Source organism: Natronorubrum amylolyticum (genome assembly GCF_052040145.1).
GTDB lineage: Archaea > Halobacteriota > Halobacteria > Halobacteriales > Natrialbaceae > Natronorubrum.
The window spans coordinates 625,566-649,757 of the sequence record NZ_JBPPFW010000002.1; the positions used below are offsets into that span (position 1 = coordinate 625,566).

Sequence of the window (24,192 nt, forward strand, 5' to 3'; positions counted from 1 at the left end):
ACGTAACCCAATTAAATAATGATTGTGCCGCGCGAGGTCGTCCGGCCGGAACACGGACCCACCCCACCGACAGGGACTTATCGACGAGCGGAGTACGTGCTGGCAGTGTAATGTGTGATCGGACAGGCGATTGTTCGAACGACGATACCTGCCAGCTCGTCCTCAGAAACGGGCACACCGGGATCGAGACCACCGAGTACTACTGCAAGGCACACCTCGTCGTCCGGATCTGGGAAGTCGAAGCCGACGACGACCTCGAGGTCGTCGACGCGACGAAGCTCTGGCACTGACGCCGCCGTTAGCACCGACTCGTCTGGAAGCGTCGTCAGAAACCGTCGTGATACCGTACTTTCCGTGCTCGTTCGAGCCGACTAATCGTCGTCCGTCGCCTCGAGGTGGGTCTCGGTGGCCGTCGCACCGCCGATGGGAAGTGGCGGTGCGATCGGGCCGTCGTCGCCGCCGAAGTCGGGATCGAACAACTGGAGTGCCGTGTTGATCGTACTCCAGTCGTCCTCCGCGGCCGCCTCCCGCAGACTCTTGGTCGGCGGGGCGAGCAACTGGTTGACCAGCGCGTCGGCCATCGACTCGACGACCTCGCGCTGTTCCGCGGAGAACTCCTCCCCCTCGAGCCGGGAGAGCGCGGTCTCGAGTTCTCGCTTCTTCATTCGCTCGGCGGATTCGTACATCGCGGCGATGACCTCGTCCGCTCTGGCGCGCTTGTACTGCTCGCAGAGCAGGTCGAACTCGCGGTCGATCATCGATTCGACCTCACGGGCCGCGTCGGCGCGCTGTTCGCGAGTTTCGGCCGTAATCGACTCGAGATCGTCCAGATCGTAGACGGTCACGGTCGGAAGCGAGGCTGCCGTCGGCGCGACGTCGCGTGGCTGGCCGAGATCGACGACGACTCGGTTGGAACCACCGTCGGTCCCGTCCACGTCTCCATCGCCGGGCTCGGCACCGCCGTCCGATTCGAAATCCTGCGCCTCGAGGATCGGGTCCTCGCTGCCGGTCGCCGTGACGACGACGTCGGCATCGCTCGCGAACTGGTCGAGTGCTGACAGCGGTGCCGCACTGGTGTCGGTCTCGAGTTCGCTCGCGAGGTGTTCGGCGTGGGCGACGGTTCGGTTCGCGACGACGACTTCCTCAACGCCGGCGTCGGCGAGGCTGCGGGCCGCGAGTCGGCCCATCTCGCCGGCGCCGACGACGAGCGAGGTCGCGTTCTCGAGCGGGATGCTCTCGGCAGCGAGTTTCGTCGCCGCCGAGCCCAGCGAGACGATGCCTTCGTTGATTTCGGTCTCGGTTCGGGCGCGTTCGCCGACGTGAATCGCCTTCGTGACGGCGGCCTCGAGCATCTCGCCGATGCCGCCGGCGCTTCGAGAATCCTCGTAGGCGGTCCGTACCTGTCCGAGGATCTGGTCCTCACCCAGGACGACCGACTCGAGGCCGCTCGCAACGGACAGGAGATGGCGTAGGCTTTCGTCGTGGTCGGTGACGACGACCGCGTCGTCGGCTACGTTCGCGAAAAACTCCTGGAGTGCGGCCCGGCCGACGGCGGCGTCGGTCGCGACGACATAGGCCTCGACTCGGTTACACGTCGAGAGGACGTACGCCTCCTCGACCGCCGGAACGGTGAGCAGGTCGGCGACGCCGGCCCGCTGGCTCTCGGGGCTCGCGTCGGCGAGATCGTCGACGCTCCCGCTTTCGTGCGTTACTCGTCCGGCAGTCACGACCCCTGCCGGAATCACGGTGGGTCACCCCCGGCAGGCAGTTCCTCGTCCAGCACGTCCTCGATCACTTGACCACAGTTGGAAGCACCCGTACGTAAAGCTGTCCAAACAGCCGGAGAATTGACGACATCGATGACGATCTCGCGTCGTCGGGCGGGATCGACGTCCCGCGATTTCAGCTCCGTCCGCAGTTCGCCACAGACACGTGCCATCTCGCCCGCCCCGGCGAGCGTCTCCTCCAGTTCCTGCCGGAGATGCTTGCTCAACGCGGGCGCCGTCCCGCCGGTCGAAATCGAGACGACGACGGGATCGTCGCGGACGGTTGCGGGCACGACGACGCTTCCCGGGTCGCGCTCGCCGGATCGATCCGCGCGATTGACGAGGATTCCGCGGTCTCGAGCGGCCGTCGCGACGGCCTCGTTGATCGCCTCGTCGCTCGTGGCGGCGACGACCAGCGCGGGGCCGGTTCGCTCGAGCCAATCGTCGATCTCGGCGGGGTCTGGGGCGGCTCGAATCAGCGCCGCGTCACCAAACTCTCGGTCCGCGAACTCGGGACTGACGACGAGCACTTCGGCTTCGGTGGCGAAGCGACGCGCTTTCCGCGCCCCGACCGGGCCGCCGCCGAAGACGAGCACCGTCGCACCCGTAAAATCGTGCAAGAGTGGAATCATCCTGTGAGTTGGATTTCGAACGCCGTTCGTTACCGCGATTCGGTGTTGGCTTCGGCGCGCTCCGCCATACGGATACCCGTTTTCTTCAATATTTGCGTCGAGAACAGCGAGTCCCAGTCGTCGTCGCCGACGTCCCAGTAGTCGGCCATCGTTTCGCGAACCTGCTCGATCCGGCGCTGGCTCTCTTCCTCGCTGCGGCCGTGGGTCATCGCGAAGAAGTTGTACGGCCAGACGCCCTCGTGGCGCGGCCGCCGGTAGCAGTGCGTGACGAACGACAGACCCGCGACTTCGGGACCGACCTCGCTCACGAGGTCGTCCGGGACGTTCCAGACCGTCATCCCGTTTTCCGTGTAGCCGAGCGCGTAGTGGTTCGGCACGACGCCGATGCGCCGAATTTTGCCCTCCTGCTCGAACCGCTTGATCGTCTCGAGGACCCACTCGAGGTCCTGCTCGATGGCCGCCGCGACGTCCGCGTAGGGCGTCTCGGTCAGCGGGAGGCCGTCCTGGATCTCGAGGACCAGATCCCGCTCGGCCGGCGTTAGCGTCGATTCGTCGGTTGGGGTGACGTCGGGGCCGAGATCGGTGCAGTCGACGCCGGCCCGCTTCGCTTCGTCACCGGTTCCGGAACCGTCGAGCGGGCCGTCGACGTAGAACTTCGCCTCGACGCGGAACTCCTGCTCTTTGGGGAGGTTGTACGTCTCCTGACCCGTCTCGGCCTCGATCTTGGCGAGCACCTCCTCCACACGGTCCTCGTCGGCCACGCTCACGACGAACCAGACGTTCAAGTGCGGATGCGCGCGCTCGTAGTTGTGTGCGACCTCGCGGTGGGCGTTGACGGCGTCGACGACCTCGTCGAAGCGGTCCTCGGGGGCGTGCATGGCGACTAACGTCGCCGCGCCGCCGATCTCTTGGGCGTTGACCAGCGGGCCGAAGCGCGAGAGGACGCCCCGCTCGTCCAAGTCGCGAATCGTCTCGAGTAGTTCGGTCGCGTCGATGTCGACCCCGCGGTCGCGCATGGCTTCGGCGGCGGGTTCGAAGGGGCGTTCGACGACGGGAAAGCCGCCCTGGAAGGCGTTGACGACCGCCCGTTCGCGTTCCGACAGGTCGACGTCCGTGTTCATACTAGCCGTTCGGGAGTCCCGTGGCATAAGCGAACCGGGACGGTCCGCTCGAGGGCCCGTTCGAACGTTCGACCGCCGAGAAGGATGGTCCGACGGAGGCGGGGTCGTCAGTCGCCCTCGACGCCCGTAACCTCGTAGCCGAGGTCGCGGACGTCCTCGAGGATCGCCTCGTGATCGGCGCTCGCCCGGTAGTAGATGACGATGTCGAAACTCCCCTGACGCAGCAGTTGCTGGCACTCCCAGACGAACGACTCGTCCTCGAGCGTCAGCCCCTGGTGCTGGTTCGAGGAGAAGTCGGGGTCGTCGTTGCCCGAGTAGACGTAGCAGTCCTCCGGCTCGTGTCCCGAGTGCTCGGCGATGATGTCGCCGACGTCGAGCGTGGCCTGCATCATCTGGACGTCCTCCTGTCCGTCGTGATCGGTGTGGACGATCGCGCCGTTGAGTTCGATCTCGCCCGGTTCGAGGAGCCGTTTGGTCCGCTGATAGAGGTCGTCGTCGATCGCGTCTGCCATTGGTCGAGTCGACGGCGTCCGAACGGATAGCCGTCACGATTTCCGGGAGACCGGCCGCACTCCACGTTCGCGGCGCGACACCCGGATTCTCATGGTGGTACACACCACACAAGACACATAGGGATAGGTGACCTTTTACCGAGCAATGAAGCGGTGGCTCCGGCAGCGCGTCGACGCGGTCTACGAGGAGGTGCTCTCGAGAGAGATATCCGGCGCACCGACGCACGTCGCGGTGATTCAGGACGGCAACCGACGATACGCTCGCCGCAAGGGAGGCGACGCGACCGACGGTCACCGCGAGGGGGCCCAGACGACCGAGCGCGTCCTCGAGTGGTGTCAGGACATCGGCGTCGAGGAGCTGACGCTGTACGCGTTCTCGACTGAAAACTTCGACCGCCCGGACGAAGAGAATCAGGCGCTGTTCGACCTCCTCTGTGAGAAGCTTCGAGAGTTCGCCGACGCCGAACGCGTCCACGAGAACGAGGTCCGCATCCGAGTGATCGGCGAGGTCGAGCGCCTCCCCGAACGAGTGCGCGACGTCGTCGGCTACGCCGAGCGTCGCACCCGCGGCTACGATCGGTTCGTCCTCAACATCGCGCTCGCCTACGGCGGACGTTCGCAACTGCTCGAGGCGGCACAGGGCGTCGCCGCCGACGTCGAAACGGGCACCCTCGAGCCGGACGCGATCGACGTCGAGACGATCGAGGACCGACTCTACGACCAGCCGGTTCGGGACGTCGACCTGATCATCCGAACCGGCGGCGACGAGCGGACGTCGAACTTCCTCCCGTGGCACGCCAACGGCAACGAGGCCGCCGTCTTCTTCTGTACGCCCTACTGGCCGGAGTTCTCGAAGACCGACTTCCTTCGAGGAATTCGAACGTACGAACACCGCGAGGAGTCCTGGCGACGAACCCGCGCCCGGCGGGCGATGGCCCTGCTCGGCGCCGTCAGCGATCCCGAACTCGTCGAAGCCAAGTCGATCGTCGAGCGATTCCGCGACTCGCTGCCATCGGCCGAACAGCCCGATCCCGACGACCTCGAGGGCGTCGACGCCGGACAGGTGGACGACCTCGACTCGAGCGGACGGGCCGCGGACTGAGCGCGACGACCAGCAGCGACGACGGGGTCGGCCGAACATGTTTATTCACCACAAGGATTTTATCGATCATTCCCGCACGTGTAGTTGGTATGCCACCACCTCGCATCCCTGTCGACGTCGATCGATTCACGCGAGTCGCCGAGGTCTCGACCGAGACAGCCTACGCGCTCCTCGCGAGTACCCGGACCCGAATCGTCTTGCACGTCCTCTCGGCGTCGGGACCACGCCCCTCCCTCGAGCGACTGGCGACGGCGGTCGCCCGATTGGACCCCGACGGCTCGCCGACGGCGGCCCGGATCTCGCTCGTCCACGTCGTCCTGCCGAAACTCGAGGCGAACGGCGTACTCGAGTACGAACTGAGAGAGGAGAGCGTGCATCTCGACGGCCCGATCGTCGGCCTCGAAGAGCCGATCGGAACGGCCCCGGAGGCGACGGCTGACGAGGGTCGTGGACCGGCGACAAGGAGCGGGAGTCGCACGCCGACGACTGGCAGCGACGGACCCGGATCGATCGACGCCTGCGACCCGAAAAAGTAGCCGTTCGGTCGTCCTGCTATCGGTGGCCGAGACGGGGGTTCGGATTCGTCGGGCGAGAGAACGGGGTGGGATCGTTCACTGGCCGTAGCGTCGCGATCGGTTACAGTACTCCCGGACGGCCCGCAGGAAGTCTCGTTTGCGGAAGTCCCGCCAGTTGACGTCCGTGAAGTAGAGTTCGGAGTAGACCGACTGCCAGATCATGAAGTCCGAGAGCCGTTCGGCGCCGGTCTTGATCACGAGGTCGGGTTCGGTCGGGAAGATGAGGTGTTCCTCGACCCGCTCGTCGTCGATCTCGTCGGGGTCGAGTTCACCGTCGTCGACGCGTTCCGCGAGCGTCCGGACGGCGCTAGTGAACTCGTGTTTGCCACCGAGTCCGATGCCGATTCGAATCGGCGCGTCCGCACGGGTCTGATCGTCCGGCCCTCGAACCGCCACCGCTCGCGGCGCGTCGATCGTCTCGAGTTCGCGTCGCAGCGCCGGAACCGCGGCGGCGTCGAGGACGCTCACGTAGACCGTCACCTGCGAGGCGTACTCGAACGCCCACGCGAAAAACTCGGTGAGCGTCTCGTAGGCGCCGCGCTCGAGGAGGTCGCGCTCGGTGATGACGAGCGCGACGTGGTCGGGCAGCGTGCCGTCGTGGCGGCGGATTCGCAACGCGAGGTACCGTTCGTACAGGCCCACAGCCTTGCGTTTCCGACGCGTTGGTATACCGGTTACGAAGCGTCGACGGGGTCGCCCCGCTTCGGTGGAACCGATGACGCTCGCGTTTCCTGCCGGTTACGGCGAGTGTATTCGGCCCGAGACAGTCGTCCAGACGGAGTTGATGGTCTCTCTCTGCAGTTACATGTTCTCCGGGTAGCGCCGTTGAAGACGGTGAGAACGGCCGCGGCGCGGTTCACGAACCTTCAAGTAAACGCCACAGAAAGGACTCGGTATCGTGACAGCACCCGTTCGGCGAGCAGGAGCGTTCGCGCTCCTCTGTACGCTCGTCCTCGCCGTGCCCCTCGGCGGCCCCTGGGTCGGAGCCGCGATCGCGGCCGTCGTGATCGGAGGGGCGTTCGCCGTGACCGACGGTCCGCTCTTCGACCTCCTCGCGTATCCGGGAGACTACGAGGACGGTCGCCTCTACGGACTCATCACGTTCGTCCTCGCAGCCGTCACGCTCGGTCTCATCGCGGTCACCGCCTCGATGTCGGTCGCCGTCTTCGTCGCCGCCGTGCTCCTCGTCGGCTACGGAAACGCCGCGGAGCAACTCGCCAGCCGTCGGACCGACCACGACGTCGTCCTCGTTGCCGTCTTCTGTCTGGTCGCGACCGTCGCGGCCGTCGGCGGGCAGGCGATCACGCAGTCGCTGACCGACGGCGCCGACTCGCTCGAGTCGATCGGAACCACCGTCCCGACGATGCTCTTTCTCGGCGCGAGCGCCGCCTTGCTCGCCGCCTTGCTCCGGGACGTCCTGCTGGCCCGCGACGACCCCATCGTCATGCTTTCGGTCGGCCTGCTGGGCTGGCTGCTCGCGGAACTCGAGCCGGCGCTGACGCTCGACGGCGTGGAGATCGTCGCCGCGCTGGGGATCACCATCGCCCTCGGCTACGCCTCGTACGCCCTCGAAACGGCCTCGATCGCGGGGATGCTCACCGGCATCCTGCTGGGGCTGTTGACCATCGTCCTCGGCGGCTACGGCTGGTTCGTCGTCCTCATCTCCTTTTTCGCCATCGGCGGGCTCTCCTCGAAGTTCCGCTACGAGGAGAAGGAGGAACTGGGCGTCGCCGAGGACAACAACGGCGCCCGCGGCAGCGGCAACGTACTCGGCAACGCCGCCGTCGCGATCGTCGCCGTGTTGGGCTATGCAGCGAGTTCGGCGACGATACTGCCCGGTAATCCCGAGCCGGGGCTCTTTCTGTTCGCCTTCGCCGGCTCCGTCTCGACCGCGATGAGCGATACGCTCTCGAGCGAGATCGGGAGCGTCTTCGACACCCCGCGGCTGATCACCACCTTAGAACCCGTCGAACCCGGCACCGACGGCGGCGTCACCTGGCAGGGGGAGATCGCCGGTATCGCGGGCGCCGCCGTCGTCGCCGGCATCTCCTACGTCCTCTTCCCGGAGGTCGGCGTCGTCGGCGCGGCGGTCATCGTCGCCGCCGGCATCGTCGGCATGACCGTCGACAGCCTGCTGGGCGCGACGCTCGAGGGCCACGTCCTCGGCAATCAGGGCGTAAACTTCCTCGCGACGCTGTCGGGCGCGCTGTTCTGTGCGCTCGTGGTGCTGTCGTTCACAATATTCGGTTAGCAAGCGTGTTGGGACCGAGCTGTGAGAGTATCACGGTCGGCGGTACGTACCGGGCAGGCGTTACGAAGTAGCCACCTAGCTCCTGGATAGGCGTCAGAAACGGCCTGCTGAATGCAGCGGATGGATGCAGCACGACGATTCAAATGGAATACAATCAGAGACAGCCCTTGCGTCGGGTGCAATTAAACCCATTGCGATGAATCAAGATTGGAGTGTCAATAGGGTCCCAAGGTTTGGTGTTGATAATAATCTTATAACCCACCCCCAGGACATCATACTATTGGTGAAAAAACGGGGTCACAGAGACGGTATCCGTTGATATTGAAGGATACGTTTGAGTGAGATATCCCAATACTGGACGTGCGTGTTACAGTTAACTCTGAATAATGAAACGACACTATCGTCTGCTGTTGACAGTTAATACGAATTTCGACGAACCGATGGTTGACTCACTGACCGTCATCAGGTGAAAACTCGTCACGACACAGAAGGACGACGCCACAGCCGACGAGATACAGGGTGGTGACACCGGCTAATTCACCCGCTGTTGAATATCCTGGGTTGGTTACTGTGGTTTCAGCGAAGCTAACGCCGATAAAAAGCAATCCTCCAATTAAGCCAAGTCGTTGTCTACGGTGTATGAGGACGTTCATTCCGAGTCCGAACAACACACCGAGCAAGTAAACCGCACCCAGAACGTCGCCTCGGAACGCAGTACTTCCCTGTGGGATCCAGCTAATGGCACTGAGGAACACAAAGGCCCAGAAAAAAATTGACGATCCAGTCGGTCGTCCGTGGGCTCCGAATCCGCAGTCGGTTCCACCCCTCCGACAAGCCGGACATCATTACTCAAAGGTAACAGGTCTACCCGGATAACCTTTTATCATAGCGCAAGCCGACCTCATGTTTGCAGCGGTCTCTCTCAAAATATCTCGTGGTTCTAGCTGCAACTTCGGTGTACCGTTCGCAATCGTCCCGTTCAGCCGTAGCTCATTTTGCAGGGTTCGGGAACTGTACTACCCGTACTGACCGTTCACCACCCTGAGGAAAGTGACCCTCGGCTCGTGCCACGTTCGCATCCTGAATTCAGCACGATTCTCAAGTGTTGCTGACAGTTGAGTGAATAGTAGAGCCATCAGTTCGCTCAACAAGTAACCGGACAACCCGCACCGACGATATTCAAAACGGTGACAAATGGCCGACTAATCGTCCGCGACCGCACCGGCGTCGTCCCGCCTCCCGTACGCCCGTCGATCGTCTCGAGCCCGCTCCGCCGACTCCGGTTGCTGAGAGTCGATACCGATCCGGCCTGGCGAATCGTCGGACGACGGATCCGCCGCGTCGTCGGACGACGGACCCGTCGAGTCGACAGCATCGTACCCGCGGGTCGCTCGCCACTGACTGTACGCCGCCGCGTTCGTCGCGGCGAACAACACGAGCACCCAGCCGGCGAGGAGGACGAGTGCTGCCATTGGAGGAGGTGACATCTCGAGCGGAACTCGAGGGGAGCCGATTATCAACATCTCGGTCCGAGCCGCGTTTGCGAGCGGAACGCACGCACGTCAATACGTAGTGCTGCTGAACCGCCTCCCCACAACTCGCAATCGGTCCGTCAGCCAGTCTCCGCTCAGCCCGAATCGGGGCGTTCCGCCGCCACGTCGTCGATTGCGTGAATCCGGACGTCCGTCGGCCGTTTGGTGAACTGGCCGAGCGAGCGCGCGACGATCCGATCGACGCCCCGGTCGGCCGCTAAATCGAGCAGTCGCTGGCTGAGGATCGCGTCTAAGACGACCGTCGTCGGTGCCGACTCGAGGTCCTCGAGCGCGTCGTAGGCGTCGTTCGCGTCGGTCTCGTCGATAGTGTCGCCATCGGCGTCGAGAAATCGAACGCGGTCGGTGCCGTCTCGGATGATCGCCGATGCGTGGCCGTAGACGGTCTCCGGGCCCGCGGGTTCGGCCGTCGTGTCGGCGTCCGCCGCTGGTGTCGACCCCGCGTCGGTGCTCGCGGCCGACTGCGCGCTCGAGGAACTGTCGGACGGACCGGCAACCTCCCTCTCGGCCGCCGCCTCGCCAGCGACCGTCGCGTCGGCGGCCGCGTTCGCCGTCCCCGTCGATCGGTCGGTCGAACCGGACGTCTCGTCGATCGACGTCGGGGATGCGGCTTCGGATCCGTGCGTGCGTCTGGCGTCTGGTGCCGGGGCGGGGGTCGAACTCCCGTCGGTCGCCGCGACGGCCTCTCGAGGCTTGTTCAATCCGGAGACGTTGTCGTAGGGGACCTTGTTGCGCAGCGACGCGAACAGCTGGTGGTGGTCGAGATCCTCGACGGAGGTGCCGGAGGGTGCGAACGCGACGTAGTCGATGTCGCCCACTTGCGAGAGCTCCTCGAAGATGAGGTCCCCGCCGCGGTCGCCGTCGAGAAAGGCCGTGACCGTGCGGTGTCGGGTCAGTTCCGCGACCGCGTCGGGGACGTTCGTCCCTTCGACCGCGATGGCGTTCTTGACGCCGTACTTCAGCAGGGTGAGCACGTCCGAGCGACCTTCGACGACGATGATCGCGTCGCTGTCGGTGACACGGGGGCCGGCCGGTAGCCCCTCGTACTCGGTGATATCCTCGACGCGGACGTGCTGGCGGACCTCGGCGAGGATCTCCTCGGAACTCATCACGCTGTCGTCGAACCCCGTCTGCAGGAGTTCTTTCGCTCGATTCACGACTTCCTTTCGCTTGGCCGCGCGGACGTCCTCGATCTCGGTGACCTCGAGGTCGGCCCGACACGGCCCGACGCGGTCGATGGTCTCGAGCGAGGCGGCGAGCGTCGCGGTCTCGACCTTGTCGAGGCTGGTCGCGATGGTGAGGTGGCCGTGTGACTGGCCGGCGGTGCTGGATATTTCGACGTCGATACGGCCGACTTTCTGCGACTGGCGGAGGTCGCGGAGGTCGAGTTCGTCGCCGAGCAGGCCTTCGGTCTGGCCGAAGATCGCGCCGACGACGTCGCTCCGCTCGACGACACCGTCAGCCGTAACGTTCGCGTGGATGAGGTATTTCGACGTGTCTTCCATGGGGAATCCCCTCGAGGGGCACCGCAGACGCGGTGCCGCGGTCGGTTATGTAGATTTTGGATCGTGACGGGGAAATAGCTGTTGACCTGTTGGGACCTCGTCTCTCGCCGGTACGCTGCTCGGTACCACGGCAACCGACTGGTGGTACGCCGTCAGTACGCCGGTCGGTACCAGTACCAGTAGAGGGTGACCGCGGTCAACACGAGCAGGCCACCGAGGAAAAAGAGGAGCCCCGGCGGAACGGTCTCGAACAGCGTTTGGGCGACCGCCGCAGTACTGTCGCCCGCGGGTTCGACAGCGCCGTCGCCCGCCGTCGGGTCGGCGTCGATGGTCTCGCCGGTTCCCTCCTCGTCGTACGCGACGTCGGCGTCGTCAGATTCCGCCTCGTCGGCCTCGTCAATCTCCTCGTCTTCCGCATCCGTCTGTTGTGCGCCGAAATCGTCGTCGGCTGCGTCGTCCGTCGAGTCGTCCGATTCGGTGTCTGCACCGTCCTCCGATTCGTCGGCGTCTCGACCGTCGGTATCATCCGTTTCTGCCCCCGCCGGGGCCGTCCCCGCCCCCGAGGAGTCCGTCGCCGACTCGGCCCACCGGGTGAGTCCGTGGTGGACTAACAGGCTCCCGCCGGCGAGCGCGCCGATCCCGCCGACGAACCGGGAGAGCGCCTCACGGATTCGGCTCGCTGCCGACTCGTCGCCCGTAACGATCAGGGGACCGTCCGTCGCCGCGTAGACGCTCATCTCGTTGCCACGTGAGGAGTACCACGTATCGACGACCGAGACGAGGCCGGCGTCCTCGAGTTTCTCCAAGTGATAGCGGACGTTCTGAATCGAGGAGTCGATCGCCTCGGCGACGTCGCTCGGCGTTCCGGGCTCCTCGTCCAGTCGGGCGTAGATCTGGCGCGCAGTCGTCGACGAGAGCGCGCTGAAGACGGCGTCGGCGTCCTCGCCCTCGAGGTCGACGATACGTGGCTGGCCCTCGTGTTCTGCGGGTTCGGAACGGAACGGGAACAGCCGGGCCATATCAGTTCGAGTTGCATTCGTCTGGCAGTACCTATACGTTTTCTCCTCCCTGAAAGAGCGATTTCACCTTGGAAAAGCGTGCGACTGAGCGGGGCTCGAGGGATCGATAACGGATTCTCTTCAATCGGGGCTGTTGAATGGAAACGAGTATCAGCGTCGATCCCAACCTCCGGATATGCGTCGGCTAGAACTCGTGGGCTGGATCGCGGTCGCGGTCGTCCTCAGCGCGCTCGCGATCCCGTGGTTCCTCTGGGGGGACGCGACGGTGGTCACCGGGCTGCCGGTGTGGCTCTGGTGGCATATCGGCTGGATGGGGCTCGCGTCGGTCGTCTTCTACCTGTTCACCCGGAGAGCGTGGGGGATCGGCATCGAAACCGGATCGGAGGGAGACTCGAGCGCGGGGGACTCGAACGATGGGGACGGGCGGAGCGGGCAGGGACGAAATGGGCAGGCAGGACGAAACGGGCAGGGCGAACGAAACGAACCATCGCGGTCGGCCGCCGGAGGTGACCGACCGTGAGCCTCGCCCTCCAACTCGGCATCATCGTCGGCTACCTGCTCCTGGCGCTGGCGGTCGGGCTGGTCGCCTACCGGCTGACCGACCGGACGGCGGAGGATTTCTACCTCGCCAGTCGGACGGTCGGAACGATCGTGCTGCTGTTTACGACCTTCGCGACGCTGCTTTCGGCGTTTACGTTCTTCGCCGGCCCGAACATCGCCTACGCGCAGGGACCGGAGTGGATCCTCGTCATGGGGCTGATGGACGGGATCATCTTCGCCGTCCTCTGGTACGTCATCGGCTACAAGCAGTGGTTGCTCGGCCAACGCTACGAGTACGTCACGCTCGGCGAGATGCTCGGCGACCGGTTCGCTTCGAAACGCCTCCGCGGGCTCGTCGCGGGCATCAGCCTGCTCTGGCTCTTTCCGTACGTCATGCTCCAGCAGGTCGGCGCCGGCACCGCCCTCGAGGCGCTGACCGAGGGCGCCGTTCCGTACGCCGCCGGTGCGGGGCTGATCACCGTGTTCATGATCCTCTACGTCGTCGTCGCCGGGTTTCGGGGAATCGCGTGGACCGACACCCTGCAGGGCGCGTTCATGCTCGTCGCGACCTGGGTCGCCCTGCTCTGGGTGCTCGCCGTCGTCGGCGGTCCCGGCGCCGCGACGGACGCGCTGGCGTCCAACGAGGCGACCGCGGAGTTCCTCTCGCTCGGCAGCGCCTACTACACGCCACAGTGGATGCTCTCGACGGCGATCACGATCGGCTTCGGCGTCGCGATGTTCCCGCAGGTGAACCAGCGCTTTTTCGCCGCGGGCTCGAGAACGGTGCTCAAGCGCTCGTTCGCGCTGTGGCCGATCCTCTGCGTGTTGCTGTTCGTCCCCTCGTTCATGCTCGGCGCGTGGGCTCGCGGGCTCGACGTGGCGATTCCGGAGGGCGAGAACGTGCTGCCGGTGATTCTCGCCGAGTACACGCCGGTCTGGTTCGCCGCGCTCGTCATCGCCGGCGCGATGGCCGCGATGATGTCCTCGTCGGACTCGATGCTCCTGTCAGGGTCGTCCTACTTCACGCGTGATCTGTACCGCCCGTTCGTCGACCGCGACGTCTCGGATCGCCGCGAGGACCTGCTGGCTCGAGTCGGCGTCGTGGGCTTTGCGACCGCCGCCTTCGTCGCCAGCCTCTGGAATCCCGCGACGCTGTTCGAACTCGGCGACGCGGCGTTCAGCGGTTTCGCCCAACTCGCCCTGCCCGTGCTCGTCGCGCTCTACTGGCGACGGACGACTCGAGCCGGCATCACCGCCGGCATCGTCGTCAGTCAGGCCTTTTACCTCTCGAGTCTCTTCTTCGCGACCGTCCCGAGCGCGTACGCCGGCTGGACGGCCGGACTCGTCGGGATGGGGCTCGGACTGCTCGTCACCGTCGGCGTCTCGCTCGTGACGACGCCGGCCGACGACGAACGCCGGACGATCTACTTCGACGGACTGGGCGCGGACTGATTGCTGAGTCCACCTCGGTCGACCCCCCCTCACGACCGCCTTGCCAGTGACATTGAGACTTAGTACCACGTCCGCGTGTACTCGAGCATGGATCTCGATCTCGACGGGAACGGCGCACTGGTAACGGCCTCCTCGAGCGGCCTCGGCTACGCGAGCGCCCAAGCGCTCGCCGAAGAGGGGGCGAACGTGATGCTCTGCGGTCGCGACGAGGGCCGACTCGAGGACGCCCGCGAGGCAATCAGCGAGACGGCTGCGGGGGAGGTCCGAGCGACTCCGACTGACATAACCGATCCGGACGATGTTTCCCATCTCGTGAGCGAGACGGTCGATGCCTTCGGCGGGCTCGACCACCTCGTCACGTCCGCCGGCGGCCCGCCGAGTACGACCTTCCTCGAGACCGACGAACGGGACTGGTACCAGGCCTACGATCTGCTGGTGATGAGCGCCGTCTGGACGATCGAGGAAGCCCACGAGCACCTCCTCGAGTCCGACTACGGCTCGATCACCTGCATCACGTCTCGAACGGTCCGCGAGGTCGCGGACGGTCTGTTGCTGTCGAACGCTGTTCGGCGGGGCGTGATCGGCCTCGTCAAGACGGTCTCGCGGGAGTTCGCTCCCGAAATTCGCGTCAACGCCGTCTTGCCGGGAACGATCGAGACGCCCCGTATCGAGGAACTCATCGAGGCGAACATCGAGCGCGGCGTCTACGACGACTACGAGGAGGGACTGACCGACCTCGCGAGCGAGATTCCGATGGACCGCATCGGCGAACCCCGGGAACTGGGCGATATCGTGACCGTGCTCTCGAGTCCGCGCTCGAGTTTCGTCAACGGTGTCGCCGTGCCCATCGACGGCGGACTGTTACGGAGCTAGCGACGGCTCAGACGAATCGGAAGAGGCTCGCGAGCACCACGATACTGATCAGCACGGGAACCACTCTGAGCACCACGTTACGCGTCGGAAGCAACCGCGCCTTGTGCGACCAGTTGACGAACGAGCAACCGATCTGCACGGGACCGAACAGGTCTCGCCGTCGTAACGGCTCGGACATCGCCACGATCTCGTCGACCCACTCGAGGAACGGCCGCAAGTCCGGGTGATCGCAGCTCTCTCTGGTCATCTCGAGACCCAGTTCGATGTTGTACTCGAAGGCGACCTGCGTGATGTTCGCCGAGCCGAGGATGCAGCGCGGGTTCGGACCGTCGCGGACGTAGAGTTTCGCGTGGAGTCCTCGAGGCTGTTTGTACAGCCGCACCTGCTCGTGGTCGTCGAGCGCCCAGAGGTCGTGGGCGATTCGGGCCGAAAACTGGTCGGAAGCCGGGCTGACGATTGCCACCAGTTCGTTCTCGCGAGCGCGTTCGAGAAACGAGACGATCTCGTCCCGTATCGCCAGATACCCCTGATAGGTGAAGTAGCCGCTGACGATGTATATCGTCCCGTTGCCGGCGAACAGATCGGCCAGCGCCTCCTGAACCCGCCGGTTGGAGTCGGTGGTTCCCAACAACGAAACGGCCGGTTCGGTCTGAAACTCGCTCATCGGTGGTTACACTATCGAGTCGCTATTGAATGGCGGGTACGTTGGGGGGTCCCTAGAACGGGCGGTTCGCGGCCCGGCTACCGGTTGATTTCCAGGACGACTGGGCGATGGTCGGAGAGCTGGACGTCGAGTACGTCACAACGTGCGACGTCGATCGTCGGCGAACAACAGAACAGGTCGAGGCTCCGCGAGTCGACGAACAGTTCGTCGAGCGGTCGCGACGGGACGGTCTCGCCGGGAACTCGCGGCTCGAGTCCCGCTCGATCGGTCAGTTCGGTTAATTCGTCCGTGCCGTCGAAGGTGTTGAAGTCGCCGGTCACGACGATGTCCCGTCCACGGGCCCGTTCGTCGATCAGCGCGGCGAGTTCCCGCAACTGCAGCGTCCTGCTTCGAGCGCGCAGCGAAAGGTGGACCACGAAGAGGACGATGTCGGACGCGAGCGACACCTCGAGGACGAGCCGTTTTCGTCCCGTCGACAGGTAGTGAGCGGTGGTCGGACGGCCCGAACGGGAGAGCACGGCGTTCCCGAGGTGGCCGTAGAACGGCAGCGAGTCGACGATCCCGCCGTTGCCGTACTTGTTGGCGACGTCGCCATCGTAGGCGAGCTTCCGGTCGCGAAGCGATTCGACGAGCGTGCGAAACTGGCCGTCGGTCTCCGTTCGGTGCGAGCCTCGATCGATCTCGACGAGCGAGACCACGTCGGGACGCTCGCGCTCGACGAGCGAGACGAGTTGGTCGAGCTTTCGTCGTTCCACGTCGGTGTCGCCGAACAGCGAGGTGATCGGCGGCGGAAGGTACCCCCAGAGGACGTTCTGGTATCCGAGCAGGTAGCCGGCGTTACAGGAGAGGATTTTCATAGGCGTCGAGGGTCGGACGTATCGACCGCTCGTTCGGTCGTACTCAGGGGGTATCCGATATAACTATTTCTCCGAGGATACTAGCGTCGGGTTCTCCGACGCTGGTCTCGAGTCGAACCGTAACCCTCTCAATTCACCTTCTCGTCTCTCGATTCGTGTACCGTCCGGCACAGCTTGCGGGCTACCTCGCGTTGCTTCTGACGGCCGGCGCGTTGCTCGTAGGGTCCGTACTCGCTCCGATCGAGATGCCGAGTGGAACGATCGGAATCCAGCTCGGAATCCTGTTTACCGCCGCCGTCGCCGGCGTGATAGAACACCGACGCGAACTCGAGGCGTTCGAACCGACCGCCTTCGGCCGAACTGACGCCGTCAACGCCGTCGCAGTCGTGATCGGTGCCGTCGTCACCTACGCGCTAAGCGTCCACGCTGGCGTTGGACCTGTGCTCGCCTCCGCGCTCGTCGGATTGGCCGCCGGGCTCGCCGTTCCGAAGGTCGGCGCGCCGGTCTACTGCGGGTCGTTCGTCGGCATGGCCTCGCCGGCGGTGTTCGGGTCGCTCGAGTCCGTCGCCCTCGCCGGCGTCGTCGCGGGACTCGGATTCGTCGCGACGACGGAGTCGTTCGGCGGCGTCGGCGGCAAGCTGGGGACGCTCGCCATGTTCGGCTGTCTCGCGACCGCGGCGCTGCTGGGGCTCGAGTTCGCCACTCCGGGCGCCCCACAGTGGGAACTCGCCCACCTCATCGTCCCGGTGGCCGTCGCCGGAGCCATCGCGACGGTCGTCCTGAGCGTTCGTCTCGAGTGGGGTGCCGTCGTCGGCTCCGGTGTCGTCGGCGTGATCGCGAGTGTCGTGTTCCCGCTCGCCGTTCCAGCGTTCGGGGCGACGCTGGCCGCAGTCGCCTTCTGTGCCTCCTTCGTCGGGATGTCGAGTACGGAACGGCTCTCCGGGCTGGTTCAGATCGGAGTCGCTGGCGGACTCTCCGGACTCGTCTTTCTGCTAGTCACCCCGGCGTTCGGCGGCTCCGGGGGAAAACTCGGGACGATCGCGTTCGTCTCCTGTATCGCACTCATCGGGGTAGTAGAGATATACGGGACCGTCTCGGATTGATCGACCATCCCTGGTCAGACGGTTTGCTGTACCGGTTTCTCGGTGCAATCGCAGGCCGGTCGTGATTGCGCCCGCAGTGACGTACAGCGGTCCATACTAGCGTCCATCTCCTCACGGCTGTGATCCACTGGTCCGGTCACTGGCGTCGTAGTTCCATCCCCATCCGCACGGCAAACGCCCGCTGATCCGCTGGCCTGGTCTCCGTTCCGATCACTGGCGTGTCGACGACGACGGATAGGCCGCCGGACGTACGAGTTGCTCGAAACTGCGTCGCATACAGAAGGCTGAACGGAACTGGGATACCCAGATCGACGACATCGCCGGGTGGCGGTGGCACCCGTGTGAAAAAGAAATTGGAAACGATCGTCGCGTTCTGCTTGAGCGTCCCGGCGAGCGTCTCGCCCTCTAAACGAAAATTCCACGCCTGAACGACCGCTGGGGCCGGATAATCCTGGGTCGAGAATATTCCACTCGACGTGATTACGAATTCCCCTTCCCCGCCAGGTAGGTCCGTGAGGCCAATAGCCTGGACATAAACCGGGTTCGTCTCGGTGTTTTCATCGGTCGAGAGCGGTGGTGTCACGCTTACGGTTGCTGGAACTGTTGCGGACTCTTCTGGGAGATAGCCGCTGATTTCGTCGGTTGCGTACTGCACTTCGTAGGTGGATACCGAAGCCGGACCCTCGTACGTTCCGTGCCACTGTTCGGAGCCTTCGGCCGACTTGGTGGTAGCAAACCCTGCGAGCGACGCCGTCGCTCCCGTGGCGATTCCCGTGAGGTACGTTCGGCGGTTCATAGTTGTCCACGTATCTTCCGATGCTTCTGTTCGAACTCTTCGTCGGTGAACACGCCGTGCTCATGAAGCGATGTCAGCCGCTCGAGTTGCCTGTCGATGTCGACGGTGTCGGCCAGCTCAGTTTTTGGCTCGAGGGGGGCTGGCTCTTCGCTATAGGTCTGCAGGTAGGCGTTGCGGTAGCGCCAGATCAGCATGCAGAGATAGGCGAGAGCGATGCCGTGCCACGAGAGTTGGAACGTCCACCAGACACCCAGTCCGAGCGGCGCAATAAAGACCGCGGCGAAATTGTGTGTCGCGTGAAAGAACGCGGCGATGAGCAGGCCTTTGACGATGATCGGACCAGCGTGTTCGGGATTGTACTTCGCGAGCCCAAGATAGTAGCCGGCGATTGCAGACCAAATGACGTGGCCAGGGCCTGAGAACGACCGGATGAGAGTAATCGTATCCGGGCCGATCAGCAGCGCGAAGTTGCCGATGTACGTAAAATTCTCGATGGTTGCAAACCCGAGACCGGCGACGGCACCGTATATCGCGCCGTCGACCACCGCAGAAAAGTTTGCCGTCCGGTAGGCGAACACCCGGACTGCTGCCAGTTTGACGAGCTCTTCGACCGGCGCGACGATGAGGTAATACAACAAGAACACACCGACGATTCCCAGCAGGTTCAGAAATACGAACACGCCGTTGGTCATCGCTGCCAACCCCGCGAGCAGCGCGCCAAGAACGAACGTCACCAGCAGGGGGACGATCGGCTCACGGAGCGTTCCGTCGCTGAACCAGATGAAGCCGACGATTAGCAGAGCGGGAACGATAGAGAGTCCAGTCAGATAGAGCACCGGCAGCAAGAACGGCCGGAGATCCGAGATGAGCAAAAACGGCAACAGGATACCCAGCATGGTCCCAACGGTGATCAACAACACCAGCGCCGCGATCGTCGCCTGGACGTTCGAGCAGAGCGTCTCGTAGACGGTCGCGGAGAGACGGTCGACCGCCGTTCGTTCTTCCCACGTTGAAATCCCGTAGAGGTCTCGTTCCGTCCCGGTCGCTCGAGCGACCGGGTCGGTCGTTTCTGAGGTGTCGTCGGTCGGCTCGAACCAATCAGTTGAACGCGTGTCGTCGGCCATCTGTTATCCCTGTATGGTCAGCGACGCGGCGATCCGTTCGGCAATAGCGTCGAACTCGTCGGTATAGGCGTCGGCGAGCATGATGTTCTCATTGCTGTAGCCAATCGACCCTGCGTTCGTAATAACGGCTCTCGCCCGAACTGACAGGCCCTCAAAGGTGGCGCTCCAATCGACGAGCGCTGCGGCTTGCCCGCTGGGGAGTGTGATCTGTTGCTGATTGAGAACCTCCGCGTCGGGTGCGAGCTCGCGTTTCGCCTGAATATGCCTGTTGATGAGTTCTTCCAACGATTCGGACTGGCTCTCGAACACGCTTGCGATCTGGAATCCAATGTCGGTGTCGGGAACGAAAGTCACCGCGGCAGGGTCTTGTTCGTCTACGACCCATGTCTCGGGGTAGAGAACGGTATACTGGTACTGCGCGTTGCTATACTGAGCGAGATCGCTACCGGCGACACCCGGCCCATCCGGGTTCTGCGGTGGATCATCGATTAGTGGGTCGCCCTCATCGCCACCAGGGGGTTGGGTCACGGGTGGTTCAGGCGGTTCCGGTGGTACTTCTTCACCCGGCCCGCCGTCTCCGTCGGGCCACGCGACACAACCCGACAGGAGTCCGATCGTCGAAGCGCCTGCCAGCAAAACCGATCGTCGTCGCATTTGCGGTGGATCCATAGGGGTATTACGACTCGAGGGAATATAATACAATCCATAAAGGACATAATTCTATGAAAATACTGATTGTATGGATAGGTATTAGATTCGATGCGGCTGGCACCGCGAGAGCGACGGACAAACGCAGACGAGTTGAGATAGTGGGGCTGATCCGAATCACTGAACCGCCAGTATGAACGAACGTGAACGAGTTACCGCCGGTTCGAGAGTTCGTACAACTCGGTATCACTGATGACGCCGCGTTCGTGCAACGCGACCAGTTCCTCGAGGTAGTCGTGGATGCGGTCGACGACGATGCCATCGCCAGTAGTTGTCTCGGCCGTCTGGCGCTGGTCGGTTGCCTTGGCGTATGCGGCACTGTACACTGACAGTTTCCGGTAGAGCATGACCAGCAGTGCGACCGCAAACGCGGTGGTAAGGATCGTTTGCGGGGTCATCGACCCGGCCACCTCGGGATCGGGATACATCGCGCCAACTGTTAAATAATTTAACACTCGGACGCTGAACTCATAGCTTCCTATCAGTAACACGATGAGAACGAACCCCTTGATCGCGATTGGGCCCTGATACTCGGGGTTGAACTTCGCGAGACCGAGATAGTACCCCCCAAACGATGCGATACCGACGACGCATATCGCCAGAACGAGACGGAACGCGAAGTCGCTCTGGGGGAGCGAGTCACCAATATACCACGTGAAATTCGTCATCGCGACAACACCGAGTCCAGCAATCGCTCCGTAGACCGCGCCGTCGATCACTGCACTCATGTCGTGGCTCCGATAGGCGTAGATGGCGACCGCGGCCATCGAGGCAAGCAAATGCGCCGGTGATAAAAACAGGAATGTGTACAGAAAGGTACCAACGACTCCTGAATTCGCGAGGGCCCCGAGAGGTGCGTCGATGCTGATGATTTCGCTGACACCGGCGGAGAACGCGGCTCCAAGAATAAAGGTGATGAGGATGGATTTGAACGATGATCCCGGGGTGGCGTATCTGTACCAGATGTAGCCGGTGAGTAGCGCAGCCGGGAGGATTGACACGAAGAACATACGATCGAATCCGTACACGATCGCCGACTGATACCAGCCTGCCAGCATGATGAGTAACGCGACTACGAGGTATGCGGAAACCAGCAGCAAGGACTGCTTTCGGACGCCCTCGTAAGTGCGGAGGACGAACCGATCGAACCGCGTCCGAGCCTCCCAGACGGCGACTTCGTGGAGGTTTGTTGTTGGGTCCCCTCCGAAGACATCCGCCACGGGGTCCGTTTGGGGTTCGTCAGGCGTCAGTATCGGTACCGCTGGCCGTTCGTGTTCGGTCGCGCCTTCGTCGGTCGGTTCCCGCCAGATGAGCCCGATCACGTGGTGGATCGCCAGGAGAAAATAGAAGGCGATTGGACCAATGACGGCGAGTGCGGAGACACCGAAGAGGTCGACGGTGACCTGAATACTAACCAGCATGAACGCGAGCAGCGTGATCAGTACGACGACACCACGCAGATACTTCCGACTCATCAACACCGGCCGCTCGGTTGCGTTTAACCCCTTCGAGACGCGGCCATGTTTAACGAACCCGCCGATGATCGCTGGATAGACAGAGAGGAGGATGACCGCGCCCAGCGCATACACATACGACTGCGAGAATGTCAAGCTTAATAGATGGGAGATGGCACTGCTCATTACGCCCCCGATGGTATTGGAGAGGAACGCGAACGGGGCCAGCAAACAGAAAACGGCGATGACGGCCCCTTTCGAGCCGACGATCCACAGTTTCTTCCACTCGGCTCGGTTCTGACGGTCTGGAAAGTCCCCCAGTACGTCATCGCCGGTCGCCGACCGTTGCACGACGTAGACGAGATAGCCGATCGCGGGAAGGGAGAGACCAGCGAGCAAGAACAGCGCAAGTGCGGGTACCATCACGACGGCGCTGCCAACGCGTTGCTCGAGCATGCCGGTATGGGAGACAGGGCTGATCAGCAGATAGATCGCGATGACGAACGGGAGGAGTAGGGAGCCACCCAGAAAGACGGTTTTCAGCGGATTCTGGTTCGTGAGCGGATAGCGTAATCCGACGCCGAGCAACTGGGTGTAACGCTGGTCTAGAACGCGGCCCAGCGCGTCTTCGACCGTGCTTACGGTGATTAGCTTGTGCAGCTCCGCGTCCGACTGGTCCGAGGCGGTCCGGGTCGTCGCTGCGTTGGTGGTGCGACCCCGCTCACCTACGTTTTGAGAAGTATCTTTCATACCTGGTTCACCGGGACGGCGCTTCCAGAGACCCGAATCAATACGTCGACTGTCGTCGCCGAGTTGTCCCAGGTAATATACGTCATCAACTGCCTTAAATCAATCCGGCAGTCATCAAGTGTGATGTGGATTATCGTATCAACTACTCTCTCCGGCGATAACGACCTGCCGGCTACCAGATATATGCAGATCGATCGATTGTATTCCCGAGAGCGGAACGGTTCAGTCAGCCGAAATCTCGCAGCTACCCTCGTAGCTCACGTCTTCGACGGATTCGATATCCGGCTCGTCGCCACAGACCGGACAGGACGGGTTCGACAGGACGTCGACCGTCTCGAAGGTCATGTCCATCGCGTCGTACATGAGGAGCCGCCCCTCGAGCAGTTCGCCCTTTCCGAGGACGTACTTGACGACCTCCGTGGCCTGAATGCAGCCGACGGTGCCGGGCAGGACGCCGAGGACGCCCGTCGTCGCGCAGTCGGGGACGGTTCCGGGCTCGGGCGCTTCGGGGAAGATACAGCGGTAGCACGGCGAATCAGTATCGGATTCCGTGCCGCGTTCGTTCGTGAACGTCGTCACCTGCCCCTCGAAGCGGTAGATCGCGCCGTGGGAGAGCGGCGTCCCGGTGAGCACGCAGTGGTCGTTGAGCAGGTAGCGGGTCCCGAAGTTGTCGCTGGCGTCGAGGACGACGTCGTAGTCGTCGACCAGCGCCGCGACGTTATCCGCCGTGAGGCGAGTCTCGTGTGGCTCAACGTCGATGTCGGGGTTGAGCGCCGCGACGTAGTCCGCCGCGCTCTCGACTTTTGGCCGGCCAACGTCGTCGTCGCCGTGGACGATCTGTCGTTGCAGGTTCGACCGTTCGACGACGTCGTCGTCGACGATCCCGAGACGGCCGATCCCGGCCGCCGCGAGGTACTGGATCGCCGGCGAGCCGAGTCCGCCCGCGCCGACGACCAGCACCGAACTCTCGAGCAGCCGTTGCTGGCCCTCGGGCCCGATTTCGTCCATAATCACGTGTCTCGAGTAGCGATCGAGCTGGGTCGCATCGAGGCGCAGGTCGCTCATGGGTAGCTATTCGGCCGAGACCGAGAAAAGTCCGCTGGTCGGCACAGCGACGCTGGTATCGAGCGGGCAGTCGTGGGGGAAAGCGCCCCGGTGAGCTGCGTCGATCGGGTCGAGGCAGAAATATGGGGCGACCACACAGTTTAATAGTGTGGGTGGTATTGACACACCTATGGCAACCTCACCCACTGACGCCGGTGACGACGTCATCGACCAATTCCTCACGGACCGCGGTCACACGGTAGAACGGGTCGGGTGGGACCAAGAGTATAACAAGAAGCAGTGTCCCGACTGTGGCGGCCTCCACGATACGTCCGCCAGCACCTGCACCGTCTGCGGCTGGGAGCCCACGGTCTGAACGACCGCAGCTCGTTTTCACGCAGTATCAAGCGCACTCGAGCCCAAGAGCGAACGCCGTCGCTCGGTCTACGAGACCGCGGCCTCGAAAACAGTCTCGTCGACGCCACCGTGGTATCAGTATGCCGGCGATCATCGGCTGTCCCGTACTATTTTCCTTATCGAACGTACGATAGAATTATAATGTGCGGCTTCCCAACAGTTCAGTGAGAACCACTATGCCGGAATGCCAAAACTGCGACGCGTTCGTCACCGACGCGTACGCTCGCGTGTTCACCCCACGCGGTGTCGAGAACCCGCGAGTCTGTCCGGACTGCCAGGACAAGATTCGCGACGGTGCCGAGGTACGAACCGCCCGCTCTCCGCGAAACCCCTGAAACGGTTAGCTTCGGTCGCTCGCAGGCGAAATCGGTGCCTGC

General features: G+C 63.5%; 25 protein-coding genes. 10 read left to right on the forward strand and 15 right to left on the reverse strand.

What is annotated here, in order from left to right; genetic code table 11:
• Window positions 1–110 precede the first annotated feature (110 nt).
• Window positions 111–290: a hypothetical protein gene (locus ACSFDB_RS09365; RefSeq protein ID WP_006089840.1), complete on the forward strand. Its 180-nt coding sequence runs from the start codon at window positions 111–113 to the stop codon at window positions 288–290.
• A gap of 81 nt (window positions 291–371) precedes the next feature.
• Here the strand turns inward: ACSFDB_RS09365 and hemA are convergent, their stop codons facing one another.
• The 4 genes from hemA to ACSFDB_RS09385 all read right to left on the reverse strand — a co-directional run bounded on the left by hemA (window position 372) and on the right by ACSFDB_RS09385 (window position 4,031).
• Complete coding sequence (gene hemA, locus ACSFDB_RS09370) at window positions 372–1,745, reverse strand: glutamyl-tRNA reductase (protein WP_440770729.1); 1,374 nt, start codon at window positions 1,743–1,745, stop codon at window positions 372–374.
• Complete coding sequence (locus ACSFDB_RS09375) at window positions 1,742–2,398, reverse strand: precorrin-2 dehydrogenase/sirohydrochlorin ferrochelatase family protein (RefSeq protein ID WP_440770730.1); 657 nt, start codon at window positions 2,396–2,398, stop codon at window positions 1,742–1,744. The genes hemA and ACSFDB_RS09375 overlap by 4 nt, the downstream gene beginning before the upstream one ends.
• A 29-nt stretch (window positions 2,399–2,427) precedes the next feature.
• Window positions 2,428–3,519, reverse strand: coding sequence for a siroheme decarboxylase subunit beta (ahbB, locus tag ACSFDB_RS09380; protein ID WP_440770731.1), 1,092 nt, complete (start codon window positions 3,517–3,519; stop codon window positions 2,428–2,430).
• Window positions 3,520–3,626: 107 nt separating this feature from the next.
• On the reverse strand, window positions 3,627–4,031 hold the full coding sequence (locus ACSFDB_RS09385; RefSeq protein ID WP_440770732.1) for a DUF5778 family protein: 405 nt from the start codon (window positions 4,029–4,031) through the stop codon (window positions 3,627–3,629).
• Window positions 4,032–4,176: 145 nt separating this feature from the next.
• Between ACSFDB_RS09385 and uppS the strand changes: the two genes are divergently transcribed.
• Together uppS and ACSFDB_RS09395 are read left to right on the forward strand one after the other, a co-directional pair.
• Entirely contained in the window at window positions 4,177–5,133 is a 957-nt protein-coding gene (uppS, locus tag ACSFDB_RS09390) for a polyprenyl diphosphate synthase (RefSeq protein ID WP_440770733.1), read from the forward strand.
• An 89-nt stretch (window positions 5,134–5,222) separates the two neighbouring features.
• Window positions 5,223–5,669 carry a DUF7344 domain-containing protein gene (locus ACSFDB_RS09395; protein WP_440770734.1) on the forward strand — a complete coding sequence of 149 codons (447 nt, stop codon included), beginning with the start codon at window positions 5,223–5,225 and terminating at the stop codon, window positions 5,667–5,669.
• 75 nt (window positions 5,670–5,744) lie between these two features.
• Here the strand turns inward: ACSFDB_RS09395 and ACSFDB_RS09400 are convergent, their stop codons facing one another.
• A complete protein-coding gene (locus ACSFDB_RS09400; protein ID WP_440770735.1) occupies window positions 5,745–6,350 on the reverse strand; it encodes an undecaprenyl diphosphate synthase family protein in 606 nt (201 codons plus the stop codon).
• Window positions 6,351–6,606: 256 nt separating this feature from the next.
• Between ACSFDB_RS09400 and ACSFDB_RS09405 the strand changes: the two genes are divergently transcribed.
• Window positions 6,607–7,959 (forward strand): DUF92 domain-containing protein, encoded by a 1,353-nt coding sequence (locus ACSFDB_RS09405; protein ID WP_440770736.1) that lies wholly within the window; start codon window positions 6,607–6,609, stop codon window positions 7,957–7,959.
• A 1,202-nt stretch (window positions 7,960–9,161) separates the two neighbouring features.
• Here ACSFDB_RS09405 and ACSFDB_RS09410 read toward each other — a convergent pair.
• From ACSFDB_RS09410 to ACSFDB_RS09420, 3 genes are all read right to left on the reverse strand, one after another.
• Entirely contained in the window at window positions 9,162–9,431 is a 270-nt protein-coding gene (locus ACSFDB_RS09410) for a hypothetical protein (protein ID WP_440770737.1), read from the reverse strand.
• Between the two features lie 155 nt (window positions 9,432–9,586).
• A complete protein-coding gene (gene dnaG / locus ACSFDB_RS09415; RefSeq protein ID WP_440770738.1) occupies window positions 9,587–11,014 on the reverse strand; it encodes a DNA primase DnaG in 1,428 nt (475 codons plus the stop codon).
• Between the two features lie 152 nt (window positions 11,015–11,166).
• Window positions 11,167–12,033: an ArsR/SmtB family transcription factor gene (locus ACSFDB_RS09420; RefSeq protein WP_440770739.1), complete on the reverse strand. Its 867-nt coding sequence runs from the start codon at window positions 12,031–12,033 to the stop codon at window positions 11,167–11,169.
• Window positions 12,034–12,208: 175 nt separating this feature from the next.
• Here ACSFDB_RS09420 and ACSFDB_RS09425 point away from each other — a divergent pair, with 175 nt between their 5' ends.
• The 3 genes from ACSFDB_RS09425 to ACSFDB_RS09435 all read left to right on the forward strand — a co-directional run bounded on the left by ACSFDB_RS09425 (window position 12,209) and on the right by ACSFDB_RS09435 (window position 14,898).
• Entirely contained in the window at window positions 12,209–12,553 is a 345-nt protein-coding gene (locus ACSFDB_RS09425) for a DUF3311 domain-containing protein (protein ID WP_440770740.1), read from the forward strand.
• The gene (locus ACSFDB_RS09430; protein WP_440770741.1) at window positions 12,550–14,025 is read left to right on the forward strand and encodes a sodium:solute symporter family protein; all 1,476 of its coding nucleotides are present in this window, start codon (window positions 12,550–12,552) and stop codon (window positions 14,023–14,025) included. Before ACSFDB_RS09425 ends, ACSFDB_RS09430 begins: the two co-directional genes overlap by 4 nt.
• Before the next feature lie 87 nt (window positions 14,026–14,112).
• Window positions 14,113–14,898 carry an SDR family oxidoreductase gene (locus ACSFDB_RS09435; protein WP_440770742.1) on the forward strand — a complete coding sequence of 262 codons (786 nt, stop codon included), beginning with the start codon at window positions 14,113–14,115 and terminating at the stop codon, window positions 14,896–14,898.
• A gap of 7 nt (window positions 14,899–14,905) precedes the next feature.
• On the opposite strand, the gene ACSFDB_RS09440 is transcribed toward ACSFDB_RS09435, so the two are convergent.
• Together ACSFDB_RS09440 and ACSFDB_RS09445 are read right to left on the reverse strand one after the other, a co-directional pair.
• Complete coding sequence (locus tag ACSFDB_RS09440; protein WP_440770743.1) at window positions 14,906–15,562, reverse strand: phospholipase D family protein; 657 nt, start codon at window positions 15,560–15,562, stop codon at window positions 14,906–14,908.
• A gap of 77 nt (window positions 15,563–15,639) precedes the next feature.
• On the reverse strand, window positions 15,640–16,419 hold the full coding sequence (locus tag ACSFDB_RS09445) for an endonuclease/exonuclease/phosphatase family protein (RefSeq protein WP_440770744.1): 780 nt from the start codon (window positions 16,417–16,419) through the stop codon (window positions 15,640–15,642).
• 155 nt (window positions 16,420–16,574) lie between these two features.
• Here ACSFDB_RS09445 and ACSFDB_RS09450 point away from each other — a divergent pair, with 155 nt between their 5' ends.
• The gene (locus ACSFDB_RS09450) at window positions 16,575–17,522 is read left to right on the forward strand and encodes a hypothetical protein (RefSeq protein WP_440770745.1); all 948 of its coding nucleotides are present in this window, start codon (window positions 16,575–16,577) and stop codon (window positions 17,520–17,522) included.
• Between the two features lie 136 nt (window positions 17,523–17,658).
• Here ACSFDB_RS09450 and ACSFDB_RS09455 read toward each other — a convergent pair whose 3' ends face one another.
• From ACSFDB_RS09455 to ubaA, 5 genes are all read right to left on the reverse strand, one after another.
• Window positions 17,659–18,318: a hypothetical protein gene (locus ACSFDB_RS09455; protein ID WP_440770746.1), complete on the reverse strand. Its 660-nt coding sequence runs from the start codon at window positions 18,316–18,318 to the stop codon at window positions 17,659–17,661.
• Window positions 18,315–19,442, reverse strand: coding sequence for a PrsW family glutamic-type intramembrane protease (locus ACSFDB_RS09460; protein ID WP_440770747.1), 1,128 nt, complete (start codon window positions 19,440–19,442; stop codon window positions 18,315–18,317). Before ACSFDB_RS09460 ends, ACSFDB_RS09455 begins: the two co-directional genes overlap by 4 nt.
• Window positions 19,443–19,445: 3 nt before the next feature.
• Window positions 19,446–20,111 carry a hypothetical protein gene (locus ACSFDB_RS09465; RefSeq protein ID WP_440770748.1) on the reverse strand — a complete coding sequence of 222 codons (666 nt, stop codon included), beginning with the start codon at window positions 20,109–20,111 and terminating at the stop codon, window positions 19,446–19,448.
• 191 nt (window positions 20,112–20,302) lie between these two features.
• Window positions 20,303–22,192 carry a DUF4013 domain-containing protein gene (locus tag ACSFDB_RS09470; RefSeq protein WP_440770749.1) on the reverse strand — a complete coding sequence of 630 codons (1,890 nt, stop codon included), beginning with the start codon at window positions 22,190–22,192 and terminating at the stop codon, window positions 20,303–20,305.
• 384 nt (window positions 22,193–22,576) lie between these two features.
• Window positions 22,577–23,419: an SAMP-activating enzyme E1 gene (gene ubaA, locus ACSFDB_RS09475; protein WP_440770750.1), complete on the reverse strand. Its 843-nt coding sequence runs from the start codon at window positions 23,417–23,419 to the stop codon at window positions 22,577–22,579.
• Window positions 23,420–23,588: 169 nt separating this feature from the next.
• Between ubaA and ACSFDB_RS09480 the strand changes: the two genes are divergently transcribed.
• Entirely contained in the window at window positions 23,589–23,774 is a 186-nt protein-coding gene (locus tag ACSFDB_RS09480; protein WP_440770751.1) for an HVO_0416 family zinc finger protein, read from the forward strand.
• 217 nt (window positions 23,775–23,991) lie between these two features.
• Window positions 23,992–24,150, forward strand: coding sequence for a DUF7563 family protein (locus ACSFDB_RS09485; RefSeq protein WP_440770752.1), 159 nt, complete (start codon window positions 23,992–23,994; stop codon window positions 24,148–24,150).
• The last annotated feature ends 42 nt before the right edge of the window (window positions 24,151–24,192 follow it).